This is a genomic window from Acidovorax sp. Root267 (assembly GCF_001429215.1).
GTDB classification, from domain to species: Bacteria; Pseudomonadota; Gammaproteobacteria; order Burkholderiales; family Burkholderiaceae_C; genus Acidovorax; species Acidovorax radicis.
Map to the genome: position 1 here is coordinate 149,228 of NZ_LMJC01000022.1, position 20,475 is coordinate 169,702.

The 20,475-nt window shown below is 65.6% G+C and carries 17 protein-coding genes and 1 pseudogene; 7 read left to right on the forward strand and 11 right to left on the reverse strand.

The window, feature by feature from the left end; translation table 11 throughout:
* Nucleotides 1-155: 155 nt before the first annotated feature.
* The 7 genes from ASE39_RS14680 to ASE39_RS14710 all read right to left on the reverse strand — a co-directional run bounded on the left by ASE39_RS14680 (nt 156) and on the right by ASE39_RS14710 (nt 6,555).
* A complete protein-coding gene (locus ASE39_RS14680; protein ID WP_242421470.1) occupies nt 156-2,204 on the reverse strand; it encodes a TonB-dependent receptor in 2,049 nt (682 codons plus the stop codon).
* Nucleotides 2,205-2,613: 409 nt separating this feature from the next.
* Nucleotides 2,614-3,099 carry a hypothetical protein gene (locus ASE39_RS14685; RefSeq protein ID WP_242421455.1) on the reverse strand — a complete coding sequence of 162 codons (486 nt, stop codon included), beginning with the start codon at nt 3,097-3,099 and terminating at the stop codon, nt 2,614-2,616.
* Between the two features lie 36 nt (nt 3,100-3,135).
* Nucleotides 3,136-3,723: a DUF3299 domain-containing protein gene (locus tag ASE39_RS14690; RefSeq protein ID WP_057271838.1), complete on the reverse strand. Its 588-nt coding sequence runs from the start codon at nt 3,721-3,723 to the stop codon at nt 3,136-3,138.
* Between the two features lie 180 nt (nt 3,724-3,903).
* Nucleotides 3,904-4,155 (reverse strand): hypothetical protein, encoded by a 252-nt coding sequence (locus ASE39_RS14695; protein WP_057224408.1) that lies wholly within the window; start codon nt 4,153-4,155, stop codon nt 3,904-3,906.
* Between the two features lie 59 nt (nt 4,156-4,214).
* On the reverse strand, nt 4,215-5,453 hold the full coding sequence (locus ASE39_RS14700) for an FtsX-like permease family protein (protein WP_057271639.1): 1,239 nt from the start codon (nt 5,451-5,453) through the stop codon (nt 4,215-4,217).
* Nucleotides 5,450-6,133: an ATP-binding cassette domain-containing protein gene (locus tag ASE39_RS14705; RefSeq protein ID WP_057271640.1), complete on the reverse strand. Its 684-nt coding sequence runs from the start codon at nt 6,131-6,133 to the stop codon at nt 5,450-5,452. Before ASE39_RS14705 ends, ASE39_RS14700 begins: the two co-directional genes overlap by 4 nt.
* Nucleotides 6,130-6,555, reverse strand: a complete 426-nt coding sequence (locus ASE39_RS14710; protein ID WP_057224402.1) for a hypothetical protein — start codon at nt 6,553-6,555, stop codon at nt 6,130-6,132. The genes ASE39_RS14705 and ASE39_RS14710 overlap by 4 nt, the downstream gene beginning before the upstream one ends.
* A 318-nt stretch (nt 6,556-6,873) precedes the next feature.
* On the opposite strand from ASE39_RS14710, the gene ASE39_RS14715 reads away from it, so the two are divergent.
* Nucleotides 6,874-7,380, forward strand: a complete 507-nt coding sequence (locus ASE39_RS14715) for a hypothetical protein (RefSeq protein WP_057271641.1) — start codon at nt 6,874-6,876, stop codon at nt 7,378-7,380.
* Between the two features lie 166 nt (nt 7,381-7,546).
* Here ASE39_RS14715 and msrA read toward each other — a convergent pair whose 3' ends face one another.
* On the reverse strand, nt 7,547-8,086 hold the full coding sequence (msrA, locus tag ASE39_RS14720) for a peptide-methionine (S)-S-oxide reductase MsrA (RefSeq protein ID WP_057224399.1): 540 nt from the start codon (nt 8,084-8,086) through the stop codon (nt 7,547-7,549).
* A gap of 97 nt (nt 8,087-8,183) precedes the next feature.
* On the opposite strand from msrA, the gene ASE39_RS14725 reads away from it, so the two are divergent.
* The 6 genes from ASE39_RS14725 to ASE39_RS14750 all read left to right on the forward strand — a co-directional run bounded on the left by ASE39_RS14725 (nt 8,184) and on the right by ASE39_RS14750 (nt 15,822).
* Nucleotides 8,184-8,903, forward strand: a complete 720-nt coding sequence (locus ASE39_RS14725; RefSeq protein ID WP_010458279.1) for a TetR/AcrR family transcriptional regulator — start codon at nt 8,184-8,186, stop codon at nt 8,901-8,903.
* Nucleotides 8,904-8,905: 2 nt separating this feature from the next.
* Entirely contained in the window at nt 8,906-10,081 is a 1,176-nt protein-coding gene (locus tag ASE39_RS14730; protein ID WP_057271642.1) for an efflux RND transporter periplasmic adaptor subunit, read from the forward strand.
* 15 nt (nt 10,082-10,096) lie between these two features.
* Nucleotides 10,097-13,288, forward strand: a complete 3,192-nt coding sequence (locus tag ASE39_RS14735) for an efflux RND transporter permease subunit (RefSeq protein WP_057271643.1) — start codon at nt 10,097-10,099, stop codon at nt 13,286-13,288.
* 34 nt (nt 13,289-13,322) lie between these two features.
* Nucleotides 13,323-14,036, forward strand: coding sequence for a protein-L-isoaspartate O-methyltransferase (locus tag ASE39_RS14740; RefSeq protein ID WP_010458285.1), 714 nt, complete (start codon nt 13,323-13,325; stop codon nt 14,034-14,036).
* A gap of 27 nt (nt 14,037-14,063) precedes the next feature.
* The gene (locus ASE39_RS14745; RefSeq protein ID WP_057224394.1) at nt 14,064-14,405 is read left to right on the forward strand and encodes a rhodanese-like domain-containing protein; all 342 of its coding nucleotides are present in this window, start codon (nt 14,064-14,066) and stop codon (nt 14,403-14,405) included.
* Nucleotides 14,406-14,487: 82 nt separating this feature from the next.
* On the forward strand, nt 14,488-15,822 hold the full coding sequence (locus ASE39_RS14750) for a TolC family outer membrane protein (RefSeq protein ID WP_057271644.1): 1,335 nt from the start codon (nt 14,488-14,490) through the stop codon (nt 15,820-15,822).
* Nucleotides 15,823-16,003: 181 nt separating this feature from the next.
* On the opposite strand, the pseudogene ASE39_RS27135 reads toward ASE39_RS14750, so the two are convergent.
* From ASE39_RS27135 to ASE39_RS14760, 3 genes and pseudogenes are all read right to left on the reverse strand, one after another.
* A pseudogene (locus ASE39_RS27135) lies at nt 16,004-16,099 on the reverse strand (short-chain dehydrogenase/reductase); the annotation flags it as partial.
* Nucleotides 16,100-16,226: 127 nt separating this feature from the next.
* Nucleotides 16,227-19,319, reverse strand: coding sequence for an efflux RND transporter permease subunit (locus tag ASE39_RS14755; RefSeq protein WP_057271645.1), 3,093 nt, complete (start codon nt 19,317-19,319; stop codon nt 16,227-16,229).
* Nucleotides 19,316-20,428: an efflux RND transporter periplasmic adaptor subunit gene (locus ASE39_RS14760; protein WP_057271646.1), complete on the reverse strand. Its 1,113-nt coding sequence runs from the start codon at nt 20,426-20,428 to the stop codon at nt 19,316-19,318. The genes ASE39_RS14755 and ASE39_RS14760 overlap by 4 nt, the downstream gene beginning before the upstream one ends.
* Nucleotides 20,429-20,475 lie beyond the last annotated feature (47 nt).

Below are 20,475 nucleotides of genomic sequence, written 5' to 3' on the forward strand. Positions count from 1 at the left end.
TGGCGGATCGAAAAATCAACCACGTCAAAGCGAGTATGGCATGCATCCAAGTCACCTTTGGACTCGGTGGCTTGGGTGGTTTGGGGCCGGGAGGCGTGCGAGCCAGTAACACCCTCCTCCGCCGCTGGCTCGCTCACATCACGACGGAATCCCCGTCAAAACGCCACCTTCACCCCCACCGTCAAATTCCGCCCCATCAACGGCGCGGCGTTCTTAATGAAGGAGGTGTGCGCATACGCCAGGCGGTCCGTCAGGTTGTTGGCCTTCAGGTACACCTGCCACGGCGTGCCGCTGCTGAACTGGCCGTTGTAGCTGACGCCCAGGTTCAGCATGCCGTAGCCGGGTGTGGCAGTTTCAAACTCTGCCACGCGGTTCTGGCGGGCCACTTGCACCCATTCGACCTGACCTTCCCAGGCGTTCCAGTTGCCGTCCAGGCGGAGACCGGCGCGGGTGGCGGGGATGCGGGGCAGTAGGCCGCCGCCAACCAGACGGGCGCGCACGGTGTCGCCGAACAGGGTGATTCCCAGGTTGCGGTTCAGGCGCTGGCGCACCTGGCCTTCGATGCCGGTGAAGGTGGCGTCCGCCTGGCTGTACTGCAGCAGTTGCAGGCCCTCCACTTCATCGAGCGTGCGGCCGTAGATGTAGTTGTTGATGCGGTTGCGGAAGACGCTGACGCCGAAGGTGGTGTCGCCGCTCGTTTTCTTCAGGCTCAAGTCGATGTTTTGCGAGATCTCGGACTTCAGGTCCGCGTTGCCGCGTTCGTACGTGCTGGTGGCCATGTGCAGGCCGTTGGCGTACAGCTCTTCGGCCGACGGCGCGCGGCTGGCGCGGGTGAACGAGGTGCCGACCTGGTAGCCGGGCGTGAACTTCCACACCGCGCCCAGCGACGCGGACGTTCCGTTGTGGCTGCGTTCGATGCTGCTGGTTTGGGCTTCTGCCGTCTGGCGGTCGTGGCGCAGGGCGGCTTCAAAGCGCCAGTCGCCCAGGCGGTATTCCTCCAGCGCAAAGAAGCCCAGCTTGCGGGTGATGGTGGGCTCCACATAGGCCTCTTCGCCCTCGGCGCTGAACTTGCGCTGCGAGGTCTGCAGGCCGATCAGGCCCTTGAAGCCACCAATGGGCTCGTGCTGCAGCTCGATGCGGGTGTCGTAGGCCTTGTTCTTGAAGGTGGTGCTGATGGCGCCGTCCTCGACCTCGTCGTGCACGTAGTCGGTGACGCCGGCGCGCAGGCGCAGGGCCGAAAAGCCTGCAAACGGGTTGCGCAGCTCGCCGCGGATGTCAAAGCGTTCGCTGCGCAGGTCGACCACGGGCACGTCGCCCGCCTCGGCGCCGTGGTCGTGGCCGTCTTCCTCGTCACCCGCATGGGCGCCGCAGTGCAGATGGTCGCCGTGCGTGTGGCAGCCCTCAAAGCTGTGGTTGTGGCCCGGCAGGCCGTATTTGGCGGTCTGGCGGGTGTAGGCGGCGCCCAGGTAGCCTTGGTCGCCCACCCACGACAGGCCCACGCTGCCGGTGTCGGTGCGGTTGAAGCTGCCCAGCACCTTGCGGGTGGGTTCGCCCTCGGGCGCCCAGCCTTTGCCGACGCGGTAGTCACCGGCGTCGCGCGCCACGCCTTCCACGTGCACGGCCAGGTTGCCGGTGCCGCCGGTCAGTGAGAAGGCGCCCGCTTTTTCACCCGCGCCGGAGTTGGCGCGCAGCTCGGCACTGCCCTCGTAGCCCTTCTGGGGGATGGCGGTGGGGATCTTGCCGTCGAGCACATTGACCACGCCACCCACGGCGCCGTTGCCATAGACCAGGGCCGAGGGGCCGCGCAGCACTTCGATCTGCGTGGCCAGCAGCGGCTCGGACACCACGGCGTGGTCGGGGCTGATGGTGGAGGCGTCGTGCAGCTCGGCACCGTCACTCAGCACCTTCACGCGCGGGCCGTCCATGCCGCGGATGATGGGGCGGCTGGCGCCCGCGCCGAAATGGCTGCTGGTGATGCCGGGCTCGCTGTTGAGCGTCTCACCCAGCGTGGCCTCACGGCGGCGTACGAGTTCGTCGCCTTCCAGCACGGTCACGGGGGTAGTCATGTCGTTGGCACCCAGTTGCAGGCCGCTGGCAGAGACGGTGACGGGAGGCAGGCTGGGCGCGGCGGCACTATTGTCGGCAGGCGCGGCACCCGGCGCGGCCTGCGCGTGCGCCACGCCGGTGCCAGACAGCGCCAGCATGGCAGCCAGGGCCACGGGGTGGAGGGCGGGACGGCCGCGAAGAACTGCAGCCAAGCGGCGGGAAGTGCGGATGGTGCGGGTGGCATTGCGCGCGGTATCGGGAGCGGTGTGTGTCATGGTGCGGTGTCGCAACGGGTGCGTGTACGTCGATGGGGTCGGGTGGGGCGTGGCGCATGGGCCGGTGCTGGCGGGGCCAGGCAGGCAGGCACATGGTTTCCACGCACGGGGCGCAAAAATAGGAATAAAAATGGCTTCCAGCGCTTTCCCATAAAGCGCTGATAGCTATTAATTCATGAGCAATTCGGGGGCGGGTGCGCAATGCGCCGCAGGCGCCACGGGCTCCTTACGCAGCCCTGCAAGGCTGCGACAAGGTGGAGCCCCGCTGACGCTGGGCACGGATGCGGCTTTGTCAGGCCGTGGGCGGGCCACGCGCCTGGAACAGCGCAACGTGCGGGGCTGTAGAGCGCCCGGCATGTTGTACCGGTGGTGCCTGCGCGGGCACCGGTGCGGGCAGCGCCTGGGGTGCGCTGTGCAGGGCATCGCCCAGCGCAAGCTGGTCGAGCAAAAGGCAATCCACCGGGGCGTGGGGCGCCAAGAGCAGTGAGAGCAGCCCGTGGGCGTGGCCTGTTTCTGGGGATGCAGCGGCGGGCGTTGCCGCTTCTGCGAGGGAAACGGCAGAGAGCCCGTGGCGCACGGTGGCTTGTTGCGCACCCTGCAGCGCGTGGCCTGCGCGCATCTGCTCCAGCGCCCCCGCATGCTCCACCTGGTGCAGGCGCCCCAGCGTGGGCACCACCACCAGGGCCAGCAGCAGCCAGGCCAGGGCCGCCTGCGCGGGCAGCTGCTGGCGCAAGCGGCGCCACAGCGCGGTCAGCCGGGGGGGGAGCAACGGGTTCACGGGTGGAAAAAAGACTTTGAGCAGGCTCTAGGAGAGCTACTTCACCGGCACGGCTTCCACCACGCGGTAGTACAGGCCGTATTGGTCGTTCGTGAGCACGGAGAACTTGCCCTCCACCACCACAGGTTCCAGCGAGTAGCGCACGGGGGTCTTGGCCTTGACCTCGACCATGCTCTCGGGCCCGCCGGGCAGGCAGAACGAGCAGGTCAGCGGCACGGAGGTGAGCAAAAAGTGCGTCTGCGTGCCCTTGGCATCCAGCGGCACCATGAAACCCTGGATGCGCTGCGTGGTCTTGTCCATGCCCTTTTGTGCGTCGTTGAACACGGGCAGGATGCCATCCTTTGTGGTCTTTTTGGTCAGGTCGGTCAGCACGGACCAAGGCACCACGTCATTGCGCTGGGGCAGCGGGGCAATCGGGCTGTTGGGGCTGTGGTAGCCCGCGCCGGAGCCCGATGGCATGGCGGTGCCCGCGCCCGCAGGCAAGGGTGAAGAGAGCGCGGGTGCGGTGGTGGCGGCCGGGGCCGCAGCGGGGTTTTTGCCCGTGGCACGCTCGAAAGCGCCGGGCTCCGGCTTGGTGGGCTGCTGCTGGGCCAGTGCCGCACCGGCCCATGCCAGCACCACCATCGCCCAAGCGCGCTGGGCAGCGCGGGGCCGGCTGGCTTCGGAATCGGGCGATGCGGCGGGGTGATGGTGGATGCGGGGGATTGCCATGGCGGTAAACCTGACCTGTTGCGTTCTCAGAAATGGTAGCGGGCCGGGAGGCCCATCGCCTCAGTGACCTGTGCCGTGACCTGTAAGTCGTGCTCAGTGCGCGTGCTTCATGCCGCAGTATTTGCCAATCCCAAGACCCTTGCAGGCAGTCTGGAGTTCCTTCTGGCAGATGTCCTCGCCCTTGCCGGATTCCAGGCACTTGGCAGCAGCCTCGTGCGCGGCGGCCATGGCGCGGTGGCGGGCGATGTCCTCTTTGGTCTCTTTGTCGTTGTGGGCCTGAGCATGCGCCAGGGCGCCGACGAGGAGCATGGGGGCCAGGGCGAGTGCGGTGAGGAGCTTTTTCATGGAAGGCTTTCAGGTTGAGTCGGTGGATGGTTTTTAGAGGTCGGAAGTCAATGGTTGTGTCAGGGCTGGCCTAGCAGGTCGGCAACATCGGTGCGGTACGCCTGCATGGCCGGCAACAATGCTGCCAGCGCCGCCACACCCGCCGCCAGCAGGGGCACACCCGCCTCGGCAGGCAGCCAGACCCAGCCAGTGACGGGCAGCAGCCCTTGCGCCTGCAGCGCCCAACCCAGGCCATGGGCCAGGCCGTGACCCAGCAGCAGGCCCAAAACAGACGCCATTGCGGCCAACCACAGGGCCTCCCACAGCACCAGCCCCGCCACGCGGCCCGGGGGCGCGCCCAGCATGCGCAGCATGGCCAGGTCGGTGCGGCGCTCGCGCACGGCGTTCCACAAGGCAATGAACACGCTGAGCGCGGCCACGGCCAGCAGCACGCCGCCGAAGGCGCGCAGCACATCGGCGCCCACGCCCAGCAAGCGCAGCAGGCGCGTGACCTCGATGGCGGGCGCCGCTGCCTGCATGGCGGTGTCGGCATTGATCTGGCGCGGCAGTGTGATGGCGGCCATGGGCGTGCGGTAGCGCACCAGGGCCACAGTCACTTCGCGCTCTTCTTTCAGGATCTCCAGGTCCTCGGCGTCGTTGGCTGTGGCCGTCTCGTGCACCATCCAGACGGATTCGGTGCTGGTGAGGATCAGCCGGTCGAGCACGCAGCCGCAGGGCGCCAGCACGCCACTCACGCGGTAGGGGTGGTCGCCGTGTGCATGCCCTCCTCCCCCCAGCCCATGGCTGCCGACGAACGGGGCCCCCACCAGCGGCGTACCGCTATGGTCGGCCTTGACGATGCTGCGGGCCACCGTGGCGCCCAGCACCGCATCCATGGGCTGCTGCCACAACGCGCCCTTGGCAAATTGGACTTCGTAGTGCAACAGATAGTCGGGCGTGGTGCCCACGATGCGAAAACCCTGGTAACTGTCGCCCAGGCTTAAGGGGATGACCTGCGCCACCAGCGGGTTCTTCTGCAGCGCCTGCACCTCCTGCAGCGGGATGTTGCCCGTGGGCACGTCGATGTGGAACACGCCCGCCAGGATGAGCTGCAGCGGGCTGCCTTTGGCGCCCACCACCAGGTCGATGCCCGAGAGATCGCGCTCAAACGCCTTGTCGAGCTGCGTGGCCACCAGCAGCACCAGGGTGATGGCAGCCAGGCCCAGCGTGAGCACCAGCAGGTTCAGCACCGCCGCCAGCGGGCGGGACCACAAGTAGCGCCATGACAGGCGCGCCAGTTTGAAGACTCCTGAATTCATAGCTGCTCGCGCTTATCTATCAAGCGCTGGGCGCCGATTTCATTCAAATCCAGCGTCTGCACACAGGCCAGGGCTTGCACCACGCGCTGGTCGTGCGTGGCAATCACCAGGCTGGCATCGCAGGCCGCGGCGCTTTGCTGCAGCAGCGTGAGCGCGTCGGCCGCTGCCTCGTCATCGAGGCTGGCGGTGGGCTCGTCGGCCAGCAGCAGTTGCGGCGCCAGCAGCACGGCCCGCGCCAGCGCCACACGCTGCGCCTGCCCGCCCGAGAGCTGGTGCGGCTTGCGTGCGGCCAGCTCGGCCACGCCCACCTGCGCCAGCGCGCGGCGGATGGCTGCATCGTCGCGCGGCAACCCGGCCGCAAAGTAGGCCAGCGCCAGGTTGTCGGCCACGGTGAGTGCGCTGCTGAGGTACAGCTTTTGCGGCAAAAAACCAATGTTGCGCGCGCGCCAGGCATCGATCTCGGCCCCGCGCTGCGTGCCCAGCTGGGTGCCCGCCACAAACAGGTCGCCGCCGCTGGCACCGCGCAGCCCGGCCATCAGCGAAAGCCAGGTCGATTTGCCCGAGCCAGAACGCCCGCGCAGCAGCAAGGTGCCGCCTTGGCGCAAGTCCACGTCGGGGAAGCGCAGCGGCGCAGCGCCGCCCGTGGCGTAGGTATAAGCAAGGCCCCGGGTGCGGATCATGCGGCGGCGCTCTCGGAAGGGTGCGCGCAGTCTGCACAGCGCCCGTGGACCGCAATGTCCACGGCCAGGCTCTCATGCCCGGCCGTGGCCAGCGCCTGCAGCACCTGCTTGAGAGCGGTCTGCACCTTGGCGGAGCCCTGCGACAGGCGGAACTGGCGGTGGCAGTCGTCGCATTCAAAACGTGGGGCGGCGCCCTCTTCACCTTGGGGGGCCCGTGCGTATCGGGTGACGCGGGCGGCATCGACCTGCTTGTGAAGCAGGCCCGCAGCGGCAAAACGGTCGAGCATGCGGTACACGGTGACCTTGTTGATGGGGGCGCCAGCCATGGCGAGGGCGGTCTCTACCTCGGGTTCGGAGAGCGCTGCGTCAGGACGCGCTTCGTACAGCGCCGCCAGCGCCCGCGTGGCGCGGGTGGCGCGCATACCGGGCGGGAGCGACCAGGGCTGGCGGTGTGGGGATGAAGAGGTTGGGGCGAAGGGCATGGCGGGATGCAGCGAGCAGGCAAGGCCTGTAACGCAATTGGGTTGCATTATGCCCGGACCCAGCCGGTCTCCGCGGAGCCAATCAATTGAACAAACGCGCGCTACGCGCCAAGTTGACGTTCTCGAATGGTCTCTGCGGTCTGGTGAGCGACTGTCGACACGAAGAATCGCGTCCTCTGGCTTTGTCCGCCGGCCTCTCGGAGCAATATACTGCCCAGCCCTTGGTGTATAGGCGGCAATCCTTTGAGGCGGATCGAGATGGTTTTGAAATCCTGGTTTCTGCTCTATAGCGCATCCAAAAAGGGGCGCATCGCCGCCTTTTCCGGACTGGTGGCCGTACTTGTCGTAGTGCTGCATTTTTTCAGCGGCCCTCCTCCCTTGGCCCGGCTCACCGTGCTGGACGCAAAGGTCGAGCAACTAGGGATCGAGAACAACGTGAAGTCGAGCTACGCGGTGCGGCTCACCCTTCGCGGCGAAGACCGGACGGTTACCCAGGCTCAATACTTTGTGAACAAAGGGGATGCCGCTGGGGAATCGCTTCAGCAGTTGAACGGCCAAAGCGTCAGGGTCTGGTTTGAGCCGGACTACCTCAACACCATTTACCAGCTGGAAACCGGCGGCCGGCGGGTCATTGACTACGACACCCGCCGAGCCCAACTCACGGGCAGCCCGGTAGCGGTCTCGCTCTACTTCGCCATGGCAGTCGCGGTCTTCGTGGTGTTGACCGTGGGCCTGCTGCGGGAGCGCCGGGCAGCCAGTGCCTGAGTCGGATTGTTAGCAAGCCATGGCACGCCAGATGACAAGATGGCTGGCCGATGCCGCTGGCAGTTGGCTGCTGGACATGCAGTTCGCACTTGGGAACCAGGGATGGTTGTCGCCACCCTGCTGGCGTGGCGTGGCGTGGCGGGGCAGCCGGCTGCCACCAGTGCAGTCATTGGTCCTTCAAATACCGCACAAACGTCTTCCTGAACTTCTCCACCTTCGGCCCTACCACAAACGCGCAATATCCCGCGTTGGGGTTGTTGGCAAAGTAATCCTGGTGGTAGGCCTCGGCCGTGCTGTAGTTGGCCAGCGGCTTCACCTCAGTGGTGATGGGCGCGCCAAACAACTTGTCTTGTGACATCTGGCGGACCATGTCGTTGGCGATGTCGCCGTGCTCGGGGGTTTCGTAATAGATACCGCTGCGGTACTGCGTGCCCACGTCGTTGCCCTGGCGGTTGAGGGTGGTCGGGTCGTGGGTATGGAAGAAGATCTCCAGGATCTCCTCCAGGCTGATCTCATCGGCATCGAACGTCAGCCGCACCACCTCGGCGTGGCCGGTGTCGCCCTGGCAGATCTGTTCGTAGCTGGGATTGAGGGTGTGGCCATTGGTGTAGCCGCTTTCCACGTCGGTGACGCCGCGCACGCGGTCGAACACGGCTTCGGTGCACCAGAAGCAGCCGCCGCCCAGGGTGATGGTTTGCAAAGTCATGGTGGTCCTTGGGTACAAAACCTGAAGATTATGAATTGACGCTCCAGTTCATGCTTGCTACATTACTAACCGGTCAGTCATTAACGAAATTCACCCCTTGTCCCCCACATCCACCCCACCCAATGCCCCTGCTGGCACCAAACGCGAGCGCCGCAAGGAAGCCCGCCCGGGTGAGCTGCTGGAGGCCGCGCTGGATCTTTTTGTGGAAAAGGGGTTTGCTGCGACGCGGGTGGATGAAGTGGCGGCGCGGGCCGGGGTGTCCAAAGGCACGCTGTTTCTGTATTTCCCCAGCAAGGAAGAGCTGTTCAAAGCCGTGGTGCGCCACAACATCGCGGGCCGCTTTGAAGAGTGGCGTGGGGAGCTGGAGTCCTTTGAGGGCAACACAAGCGAACTGCTGCAGTATTGCTACCAGGTGTGGTGGGAACGCATCGGCGCCACCAAGGCCTCGGGCATCACCAAGCTGATGTTCAGCGAGGCCCAGAATTTCCCGGAGATTACCGAGTTCTACCAGCAGGAAGTGATTTTGCCGGGGCAGGCGCTGATCCGCCGCATCGTCGAGCGCGGCATCGAGCGCGGCGAGTTCCGCCCCGTGCCACTGGACTACATCGTGCACGTGGTGCTGGCGCCCATGATCTTCCTCATGATGTGGAAGCACTCGGTGGGGGCCTGCATTCCAGACTCGCTGGGCCTGCGGCCTGAGTTGTATATCGAGGCGCAGATCGACAACGTGCTGCATGGGCTGCTGGTGCGGCCCCCGGCGTCGCCTCCCATCCCCTCCCCTTCCTCTCCTTCTTTGCCGCCCTCACGCGGTACCTGACCATGAAACGCTGGATTCTCTGGATGGCGGCAGCCGTCGTTGTTGTCTTGCTCGGTGGCGGCGTGTGGCGTGCCATGGCGGCGCGGCAGGCGCAGCAAAAGGCGCTGACCGAAGCCACGGCGCAGCGCGCCCAGGCGCCGCTGCAAGTGGCCGCCGACGAGGTGTTGCCAGTGCGGCGGCAGAACCTCTCGCTCGGGGTGCCGGTGTCCGGGGCCTTGCGGGCGGTGGATTCGGCCATGGTCAAGGCCCGCGTGGGCGGTGAATTGCAAGGTCTCACGGTGCGTGAGGGCGACAGCGTGAAGGCCGGGCAGGAAGTGGCCCGCATCGACCCCACCGAAGCCCGCGCACGGTTGCGCCAGGCGCAGCAGCAGGCCGACGCCGCCAAATCCCAGGTGGAGATCAACCAGCGCCAGTACACCAACAACCGGGCACTGGTGGACCAGGGATTTATCTCGGCCACAGCACTGGTCACCTCGCAGGCCAGCCTCGAGGCGGCCCAATCCAGCTACCAGGCCACCGTGGCAGCGGCCGACGTGGCACGCAAGGCGCTGGAGGAAACGGTGCTCAAGAGCCCCATCAGCGGGCTGGTGGCGCAGCGCCTGGCCCAGCCGGGCGAGCGCGTGGCGGTGGACGCCCGCATCATCGAGGTGGTGGACCTGTCGCGGCTGGAGCTCGAGGCACTGCTCAATCCGGCGGATTCGGTCGCGGTGCGGGTGGGCCAAAAGGCGCAACTCACCATCGAGGGCATCGCGGCCCCGGTGCCTGCCACCGTGGTGCGCATCAACCCCAGCGCCCAGGCCGGCAGCCGCACGGTGCCCGTCTACCTGCGGGTGGAGCAGGCCCCCGGCGCCACGCCACTGCGACAAGGCCTGTTCGTGCAGGGCACGCTGGATACCGGGCGGGCCGACGTGCTGGCCGTGCCGCTGGATGCCGTGCGCACCGACAAGCCCGCGCCCTATCTGCAAACACTGAAGGATGGCCGCGTGGCCTATGCAGAGGTCAAGACCGGCACGCGTGCCGTGGTGGGCGGCCAGACCCTGGTGGCGGTGGAAGGTGTGCCCGAAGGCGCGGTGGTCATTGCGGGCCGGATCGGCCAATTGCGCGAGGGCACGGCCGTGGCGGTGGCTGCCGCAGCGGTCCCCACGGCGTTGCCAGCAGCATCCCGCGCAGCCCCCTGATAGCACTGACGCACCATGTGGTTCACCAAAGTCAGCCTGAAAAACCCCGTGTTCGCCACGATGGTGATGCTCGCCATCGTCGTGCTGGGCCTGTTCTCCTACCAGCGCCTCAAGGTCGATCAGTTTCCGAACATCGACTTCCCGGTGGTGGTGGTCACCGTGGACTACCCCGGTGCGTCGCCTGAAATCGTCGAGAGCGAAGTCACCAAGAAGATCGAGGAAGGCGTCAACTCGATTGCGGGCATCAACGCTCTCACCTCGCGCAGCTATGAGGGCACGGCCGTTGTCATCATCGAGTTCCAGCTCCACATCGATGGCCGCAAGGCCGCTGAAGACGTGCGCGAGAAGGTCGCCACCGTGCGCCCCTTGCTGCGCACCGAGGTCAAGGAGCCGCGCGTGCTGCGCTTTGACCCAGCCAGCAGGGCCGTGTGGTCGTTGGCCGTGTTGCCAGACGACACGGCGGGTGTCAAGCCGCGCAGCGCCGTCGAATTGACCACCTGGGCCGAGCAGATCTTGAAGAAGCGCCTGGAGAACGTGCGCGGCGTGGGCGCCGTGAACCTGGTGGGCGCCACCAAGCGCGAGATCAACATCTACCTGAACCCGCAGGCGCTCGAAGCCTTTGGCGTGACACCCGACCAGGTGGCCACCGCCGTGCGCAACGAGAACCAGGACCTGCCCGTAGGCTCCATCCGGTCTCTCGCGCAGGAGCGCGTGGTGCAGATCGATGCGCGCATGGAGCGCCCTGAAGATTTCGGCAAGATCATTGTGGCCCGCAAAAACGGGGCCCCTGTGCGGCTGGACCAGGTCGCCCGTGTGAACGATGGCGCGCAGGAGGTCGAGAGCCTGGCCCTGTACAACGGCCAGCGCACGCTGCTGCTGTCGGTGCAGAAGTCGCAGGGCGAAAACACCATTGAAGTGGTGGATGGCCTGAGCGCCGCCGTGGTGGAGCTGAAAAACCAGCTGCCCCCTGGCGTGCGGCTGGAGACCATCGGCGACAGCGCCCGCCCCATCCGCGTGGCGGTGAACAACGTGCGCCAGACGCTGATCGAGGGCGCCATCCTCACGGTGTTGATCGTCTTCCTGTTCCTGAACTCCTGGCGCTCCACCGTGATCACCGGGCTGACCCTGCCGATTGCGCTGATCGGCACGTTTTTGTTCATGAACATGTTCGGTTTCACCATCAACATGATCACGCTGATGGCGCTCTCGCTGTGCGTGGGCCTGTTGATCGACGATGCCATCGTGGTGCGCGAGAACATCGTGCGCCATGTGCAGATGGGCAAAGGCGCCTACGCGGCAGCCATGGACGGAACGCAGGAGATTGGCCTGGCGGTGCTGGCCACCACGCTGTCCATCGTGGCGGTGTTCATGCCCATCGGCTTCATGGGCGGCATCATCGGCAAGTTTTTCCACGAGTTCGGCATCACCATCGTCGCGGCGGTGATGATCTCGATGTTTGTGAGTTTCACGCTCGACCCCATGCTGTCGAGCATCTGGCATGACCCGAGCATCCACGCCCACGGCCAGAAGACAGAGCCTGTCACCTTCTACGACAAGACCATCGGCCGCGTCACCGGCTGGTTCGACCGTGCCACCGACGCGCTGGCAGAGGGCTACCAGCGCATCCTGCGCTGGTCGCTGGTGCACAAGCTGGCCACGATGGGCATTGCGTTGGCCATTTTTGTGCTGAGCGTCTTCATGGTGCCGCTGCTGGGCACCGAGTTCGTGCCCAAGGCCGATTTCTCTGAAACATCACTCAATTTCTATACCCCCGTGGGCTCGTCGCTCGAAACCACCGAGGCCAAGGCGCGGCAGGTGGAAGGTATCTTGCGCGAGATGCCCGAGGTGCGCTACACGCTGGCCACCATCAACACGGGCAATGCCCAGGGCAAGATCTACGCCAATATCTATGTGCGCCTGGTGGACCGCAAGGACCGCAGCCGCAGCGTGGACCAGATGTCTGACGTGCTGCGCGAGCGCCTCAAGACCGTGCCGGGCATCACCATCACCCACGTGGGCCTGCTCGATGCGGTGGGTGGCCAGAAGCAGGTGGAGTTTTCGCTGCAGGGGTCTGACCTGCAGGAGCTGGAGCGCCTGACGAAGGTGGTCACCGAAAAGATCCGCGACATCCCCGGCCTGGTGGACCTGGACACCAGCGCAAAGCCCGACAAGCCCGTGATCGCCCTCGACGTGCGGCGCGAAGTGGCGTCCGACCTGGGCCTTTCCGTGGCACCCATGGCCGCATCGCTGCGCACCTTGGTGGCAGGCACCACGGTGGGCAACTGGCGTGCTCCTGACGACCAGACCTATGACGTGAATGTACGCCTGGCCCCCGAGGCCCGCACCGCCCCGGCCGACCTGGAGCGCCTGCCCTTTGCCCTGACGGCCGCCGATGGCACCACGCGCATCGTGCGCCTGAACCAGGTGGCCCGCGTGACCGAATCCACCGGTGCCAACCAGATCAACCGGCGCGACCTGACCCGCGAAGTGGCCGTGAACGCCAACGTGGCGCAACGCTCGGCGGGCGAGGTGTCCAATGACATCAAGAAGGCGCTGGAGAGCGTGAGCTTCCCGCCCGGCTACCGCTACCAGTTCAGCGGCTCCACCAAGAACATGGCGGAATCGTTTGGCTACGCCATCTCGGCGCTGGCCATGGCGATCATCTTCATCTACATGATCCTGGCGAGCCAGTTCAAGAGCTTCCTGCAGCCGCTGGCGCTTATGACCTCGCTGCCGCTCACGCTGATTGGCGTGGTGCTCGCGCTGCTGATGTTCCGCTCCACGCTGTCGATGTTCTCGATCATCGGCGTGGTCATGCTCATGGGGCTGGTCACCAAGAACGCCATCCTGCTGGTGGACTTTGCCATCCGAGCCCGCGAGGAGCATGTGAACGACGAGGGCCAGACCGTGCCGGGCCTGCCCCGTGCGGACGCCCTGTTGCTGGCCGCCCGCGTGCGGTTGCGCCCCATCCTCATGACCACGCTGGCCATGATCTTCGGCATGGTGCCGCTTGCTTTTGCGCTATCGGAAGGCTCGGAGCAGCGCGCCCCCATGGGCCAGGCCGTGATTGGCGGGGTGATCACCTCATCTTTGCTGACGCTGGTGGTGGTGCCGGTGGTGTATTGCTACATGGACGACTTGGCACAGTGGGCGCTGCGCAAGTTCGGCCGGGCCCCGGCAGCGCCTAAAATCAAGGGTTTGTCCTGATCGTCCCGACACCTGCCTCCCACGGAGAAATTCCATGAACATGCCCCTGAACACGTCCGCCAACATCAGCGATCCTATTGCGCAGGCCCGCTACAACATGATCGAGCAGCAGATCCGCCCCTGGAACGTGCTCGACGCCGATGTGCTCGACCTGCTGGCCGTGGTGCGCCGCGAAGACTTTGTGCCCCCGGCCTACCGCAGCCTGGCGTTCATGGACATTGAAGTGCCCCTGCTGGGCAATGACGCCGAAGAGGCCGTGCGCCTGGGCCACAGCATGCTGCAGCCGCGCGTGGAAGCCCGCATCCTGCAGGACCTGCAGATCAAACCGACCGACCGAGTGCTGGAGATTGGCTCCGGCTCGGGTTACATGGCCGCCCTGCTGGCGCACCGCGCCGAGCGTGTGGTATCCCTCGAAATCAACCCCGAACTGGCCGAAATGGCCCGCGAGAACCTGCGCGATGCGGGCATCCAGAACGCCGATGTGCGCCTGAACGACGGCGCCCGTGACGCCATTCCCGACGGCCCTTTTGACGTGATCGTGCTCAGCGGATCGGTGGCCCAGGTGCCCACCGCCCTGCTCTCACTGCTGCGCGACGGTGGCCGCCTGGGCGGCATTGTGGGTGGCGAACCCGTGATGCGCTTCACGCTGACCCGCCGCACCGGTGACCGTTTCGAGACCACGTCGCCCTGGGACACCATCGCACCACGCCTGGTGAACTTCCCCGAGCCGTCCGGCTTCACGTTCTGAGTCTGATTTCATCCTTCGGAGTTCTGCATGATCGATCACGTCCGCCCCGCCCAGCTGTCTGCCTGGTTTGCCGCCGCACCCGAAGGCAGCCAGCCCCTGGTGCTGGACGTGCGCGAACCCTGGGAGCTGCAGACCGCCAGCGTGCGCGCGGATGGCTTTGAGCTGGTGGCCATCCCCATGGGCGAGCTGGCAGCGCGCCTGGCCGAGCTGGACCCTGCCCGCCCCATTGCCTGCCTGTGCCACCACGGCGCACGCAGCCTGCGCGTGGCCGCGTTCCTGCAGCACAACGGTTTTGAGCAGCTGGCCAATATCACGGGCGGCATCGATGCGTGGTCGCATGAAAACGACCCCGCCGTACCCCGCTACTGATGGAGGGTCGCACGTGCCGCCTCGCCACCCTCTGACCTGTTTCGCTCCCATTTCGAACCGCAGACTCTCCCGAAGGACCCCCATGACACCGCTACGGCCCCGCTCCCTGTCCCTTATGTCCCTGGCGCTCGGCGCGGCGCTGAGCGCCCCGGTGCACGCCCAGAGCCTGGTGGACCTCGTGGAATCGGCCCGCACTTATGACACGACCTGGCAGTCGGCCCGCGCCCAGCTCGATGCGGCGTCCCGCCGCGCCGACCAGGCCCGCGCAGGCCTGCTGCCCAGCGCCGGGCTCACGGCCGGACTCAGCCGCGCCAATGTGGAGCTGAGCCGCCCGCCCATCGAAAACACCGGCACCACACAGACACTGGGCGTGCAGGCATCGCAGCCGCTGTACCGTCCCGCCAACCGCATCACGCTGGAGCAAGGCCAGCGCGGCATCGACGTGGCGCAGGCGCAGCTCGACGCCGCCACGCAGGACCTGCTGGTGCGTGTGAGCCAGGCTTACTTTGACGTGCTGGCGGCGCAAGACACCCTGGCCTTCGTGCAGGCACAAAAAGCTGCCGTGTCGGAACAGCTCGCCTCCGCCAAGCGCAACTTCGAGGTGGGCACCACCACCGTCACCGACTCGCGCGAGGCCCAGGCCCGCTACGATCTGGTGGTTGCACAGGAAATCGCCGCTGAAAACGACCTGCGCGTGAAGCGCCTGGCGCTGGACCAGTTGGTGGGCATCACCGGCACCAAGCCCCAGCCACTGGCACTGCCCGTGCAATTGCCCGCGGCTCAGCCCGACAACGTGGCGACCTGGGTCGATACAGCACGCGACCAGCAGCCCGGTGTGCGCCAGGCCGCGATCGCGCTGGACATTGCCCGGCTGGAAACCAAAAAGGCCGAAACCGGCCACCTGCCCACCCTGGACCTGCAAGTGGGCTACAACATCACGCGCAACCCCAACGGAACGATCACGTCGCCCGGTGTGAACAACCGCACCAACAGCGCCAGTGTGGGCGTGGCCTTCAACCTGCCGCTGTTCGCTGGGTTCTCGGTGCAAAACCGTGTCAAGGAAACGCTGGCGCTGGAAGAAAAAGCCGCAGCCGACCTCGAAACCACCCGCCGCAACGTGGCCCAGGCCACGCGCGCCGCCTTCTTTGGCGTGCAGTCCGGCCAGGGCCAGGTACAGGCCCTGGAAGCGGCCGAGGCCTCCAGCCAGAGCGCGCTGGACGCCAACAAGCTCGGTTACCAGGTGGGGGTGCGCATCAACATCGACGTGCTCAACGCACAAAGCCAGCTCTTCCAGACCAAGCGCGACCTGGCCCAGGCCCGCTACAACGTGCTGCTGGGCACGCTCAAGCTGCGCCAGGCAGCAGGCACGCTGACGCAGCAGGACGTCGAGGCGATCAACGCGCTGCTGGTCAAATAAAGGGGCTATAGGGCAGCACGGCGCAGGGCGAGAGAAGGCCGGTTGCCGGCCCCCGGCTATCCGCTGCCTGTAGCGAGGAACCTCGCCACAAAGTCCGCTTGCCCCCGAACCCCGGGCGCTGATTCAGCCAAGCCCAAGCGTTTTCGCAGGTTTGCATCGACGGGGCCTGCGGGCATGCGGTCTTTGCAAGATTGCGGGCGGTGCCAAAACCCCAGCAGCCTTGCTCTGAGAATTTGGTGGCCACGGCGCGGCCAATGCCCGATGAGACACCGGTCACAACGACAACTGGGAGTTCGACACAGCGCTGGCTCCTTGGGGGGTGAGGTGGTTATGCAGACTGCTCAGCGGCACACGAGGGCCGTTGGGCACAGTTTCCGGGTCTGCGGACGGGCGCTTTCGCCCGTTCACACCGGTGTCTCCCTGGCCACAAGGGGTTTGTTGTTGTCGGGCCGAATCCGGAACCAGATGGAATACATGGCGGGCAGGAATACAAGCGTCAGAACCGTCCCCGCCAATGTGCCCCCAATCAGCGTGTACGCAAGAGCCCCCCAGAACACCGAATGGGTCAGAGGGATGAAGGCCAGGATCGCCGCGAGTGCCGTCAGGATCACCGGGCGGGCACGCTGCACGGTCGCCTCAACCACCGCTTGGAACGGTTCCAGTCCCTCTTGCTGGTTGTGATCGATTTGCCCTATCAGGATGAGCGTATTGCGCATCAGGATGCCTGACAGCGCAATCAGGCCCACCAGCGCATTGATGCCGAACGGCTGGCCGAAGACCAGCAGGGTGGGTACTACGCCAATCAGACCTAGCGGGCTCGTCAAAAAGACCATGACCATCGCGGAGATCGAGCGCACCTGGAAGATGATGATGAGCAACGTGGCCGCCAGCATGATGGGAAAGAGTGGCAACATGGCTTGGGTCGCCTTGCCCGACTCCTCGATGGAGCCGGCTTCTTCGATGCGGTAGCCGCCTGGCAACTTGTCCATGACGGGCCGCAGCTGCGCGGTGATGGCGGTGGAAACATCTGGAGGCTGCACGCCATCGGCGATATCGCCATGCACGGTGATCGTCGGCATCCGGTCGCGCCGGCGCAGGACGGGCTCCTCCATGCGCACATCGACTTTCCCAACCTGAGACAGCGGTATGCGTTGGCCATTGGCGCCAGACAGCGTGAAATCCGCAATCCTCGCAGGGTCGAGCCGGACGGCACCCACCGAGCGGGCTACCACCTGCACCGTGCGAATGTCCTCGCGCACGGCGGTGACAGGCACACCGTTCAGGAAGAACTGCAGTTGCTGCGCCACCGCGCTGGAGGTCAGGCCTAGCGCTTGCAGCCGGTCCTGGTTCAAAGTGAAGTGCAGAGTGGGCGTGCGCGTACCCCAGTCGGTATTGATTGTGCGCATCATCGGACTGGTGGTCATGACCTGTTGCACTTCGGCCGCTATTTCGCGAAGCTTGTCGGTGTCGGGGCCTATGACCCGGTAGGCGACCGGAAAAGGTGAATACGGGCCGAACACGAGCTGAGTAACACGCACCCGCGCCTCAGGGGCCAGCCCGTCGGCAACTGCCTGGCGCAGCCGGTGCTTCAACGCATCACGCTCTTCCTGGCTGCCCGTGCTGACCACGATCTTGGCAAACGAAGGGTCAGGAAGCTCTGGGCTCATCGCCAAGTAAAAACGCGGCGCGCCCTGTCCGACATAGGCTGTGACGATGCTGGCTTCTGCCTGCTTCGCCAGCCATGCCTCCACCTTTGCGGTTGCGTCGCTGGTCTGCGTGATCGATGTGCCGTAGGGCATCTGTACCTCGACCAGAACTTCTGGCCGGTCCGAGATCGGGAAGAACTGTTTTTTGACGATACCCATGCCGAGGATGGCCACCACGAAAAGACCCACCACGGCGCTGGCGACGAGCCATTTGCGGGCGATCACGCGCCCCAACACCTGGCGCAAGCGGTTGTAGCGCTGCGTGTCATAGATCGCGGCATGGCCTCCCTCGACCTTTTTGAAGTCGGGTAGCAGCTTGACACCCAGGTAGGGCGTGAAAACCACCGCAACGACCCAAGACGCGATGAGCGCAATGCCGACGATCCAGAACATGTTGCTGGTGTATTCGCCCGCAGTCGATGCTGCGAAGCCATTGGGCATGAAACCAACCGCCGTGACCAGTGTGCCGGAGAGCATGGGGGCAGCGGTGTGGCTCCAGGCGTAAGCGGACGCGGCCACACGGCTGTAGCCCTCTTCCATCTTCACGACCATCATTTCGATCGCGATGATGGCGTCGTCCACCAAGAGTCCGAGTGCCAGAATCAACGAACCCAGCGTGATCCGGTCGAAGTTCTTGCCCGTCGCAGCCATCACCACGAAGACGATCGCCAAGGTCAGTGGCACGGCAGCCGCGACCACCAGGCCTGCGCGCCAGCCCATGCTGACAAAGCTCACCAGCATGACCACGAGCAGTGCGGCAAAGAACTTGACCATGAACTCATCGACCGAGGCGCTGATATTGACGGCCTGGTCCGTGACCTTGGTCAGGCCCATGCCCAACGGCAGGTCAGCGTTGATGGCGCTCACCTCACCATCCAGCGCCTTGCCCAGGTCCAGCCCATTCCAGCCCTCGCGCATGACAACGCCGAGCAGCAACGCAGGCTCGCCACCATTGCGGATCATGAAGGTCGCCGGGTCTTCATAGCCGCGCTGGACCGTGGCTATGTCCGACAGCTTGAGGGTACGGCCTTGCGCTGACACCGGCGTGTCGCGGATCTTCTGGAGTTCGTCGAACGGGCCATCCAGGCGGACGAACACTTGCGGGCCCTGGGTGTCAACGGACCCTGCAGGTGTCAGGGCGTTCTGGCTGTGGAGTGCCGCGAACACGTCCTGCGGGCTGATGCCCAGAGTGCCCAGGCGTTCGTGCGAAAACTCGACATAGATGCGCTCGGATTGTTCGCCAGTAATGTTGACCTTCTTCACGCCAGGCACATGCAAAAGCCGCTGGCGCAGCGTCTCGGCGTCCCGCACCAGCAGGCGCTGTGCCTCGCCCTTCGCCTTGAGCGCGTACAGCGCAAACGTCACATCCGCGTATTCGTCGTTGACCATGGGCCCGATCACACCCAACGGTAGGTTGCCCACTTCATCCCCCACCTTCTTGCGGGCTTGGTAGAACTGCTCCTGCACCTGTGAAGGTGGCGTGCTGTCGAGCAACGTCAGCGTCGTGAACGCCAGGCCAGGCCGGGTGTAAGTTTCGGAGCGGTCGTACCAACGCAACTCTTGCAGCCGCTTTTCGATCTTTTCGGCGACCTGGTCCTGCATTTCCTGCGCGGAGGCGCCGGGCCACGCGGTCACGATGGTCATCACCTTCACGGTGAAGGCTGGGTCTTCCGCTCGGCCCAGTTGGAGAAATGCCACCAGTCCCGCCAGCGTGATGAGGGCGATCAGGAACAGGGTGATGGAGCGCTCGCGTACCGCGAGCGCCGACAGGTTGAAGCGGCTTGCGCTCACGGGCGGACTCCTGCTGCAGCGGCATCGGCCCGGTCGGCCACCGTCACTTGATCACCTTCGTGCAACAAATGCGCACCCAGCGCAACGATTTGCTCCCCTTGCTGGAGTTTTCCGGTGATGCGCGCGCCACTGTCCGTCAGGTGGCCGACCACAACGGGCTGCCAGTAGACTTTGGCGGGCGCGCCGCGGATGACCCAGACTCCCGGGCCCTTGCCCATGTCGATCAGCGCGCCAATGGGCACCAGTAGATCGCCAGGCGCAGCAGACGCCGCATCCAGAATCCGGACACTGACCGTGGCGCCCAAGGGGGCGTTGGCGAGCTCGCCTCTGAGCACATAGCGCGCCTCAAAGGTGCGGGTCAAACGGTCGGCGGCATCCGAAAGCTGCCGCAGCGTGGTGGGCACCACCATGCCCTCTTTGCCAAACAATGTGGCCTGCCCGGCGGAACCGACTGCGGGGCGCACGGTTTCCGGGAGTTGTACGACGGCTTCGCGCGGACCTCCCCGCGCCATTCGCACCACCACTTGAGCGGCGTTCACGACCTGGCCGGGTTCGGCCAGCGTTTCCACGACCACGCCATCGCTGTCTGCCACCAGCTCTGCATAGCGGCGCGCGTTGAGAGCCAGGTCGGCCTGCGCCTCGGCGGCACTGAGTTGGGCTTTCGCAGCGTCCGCCGCCGCCTTGGCCTGATCGTAGGCCGTGGCCGATATCGCGCCCGTGCCCCGCAGATCGCGGTAGCGGGCCTCGTCGCCTTCCGTCTGCAGAGCACGTGCCCGGGCTGCAGCCACCGCCTCCTGCTGCGCATGGACGGCGAGCCTCAGATCAGCGGGGTCGATGCGCATCAGCACCTGGCCCCGTTTGACGGCCTGCCCTGTGTCGACCAGCCGCTCCAGCACCTTGCCTGGCACGCGAAAGCCCAGGTCGCTCTGAACCCGGGCCGCTACGGTTCCGGTGAAGGTTCGCGACGAGGCGCCGGCCTCTTGGACCGTGGCGACGCGTACTTGCGGTGATTGAGTGCGCGGATCGGGCGGCGACTCATGGCCGCAAGCGATCAGCGCAAACGGCAATGCGCAGAGGACGGCAGAGATAGAAAGGCGGCGCCAAAGCATGAAAGTCCCAGTGACGAAGTGATCAGGACTTTCATTTTGTTTCTTGT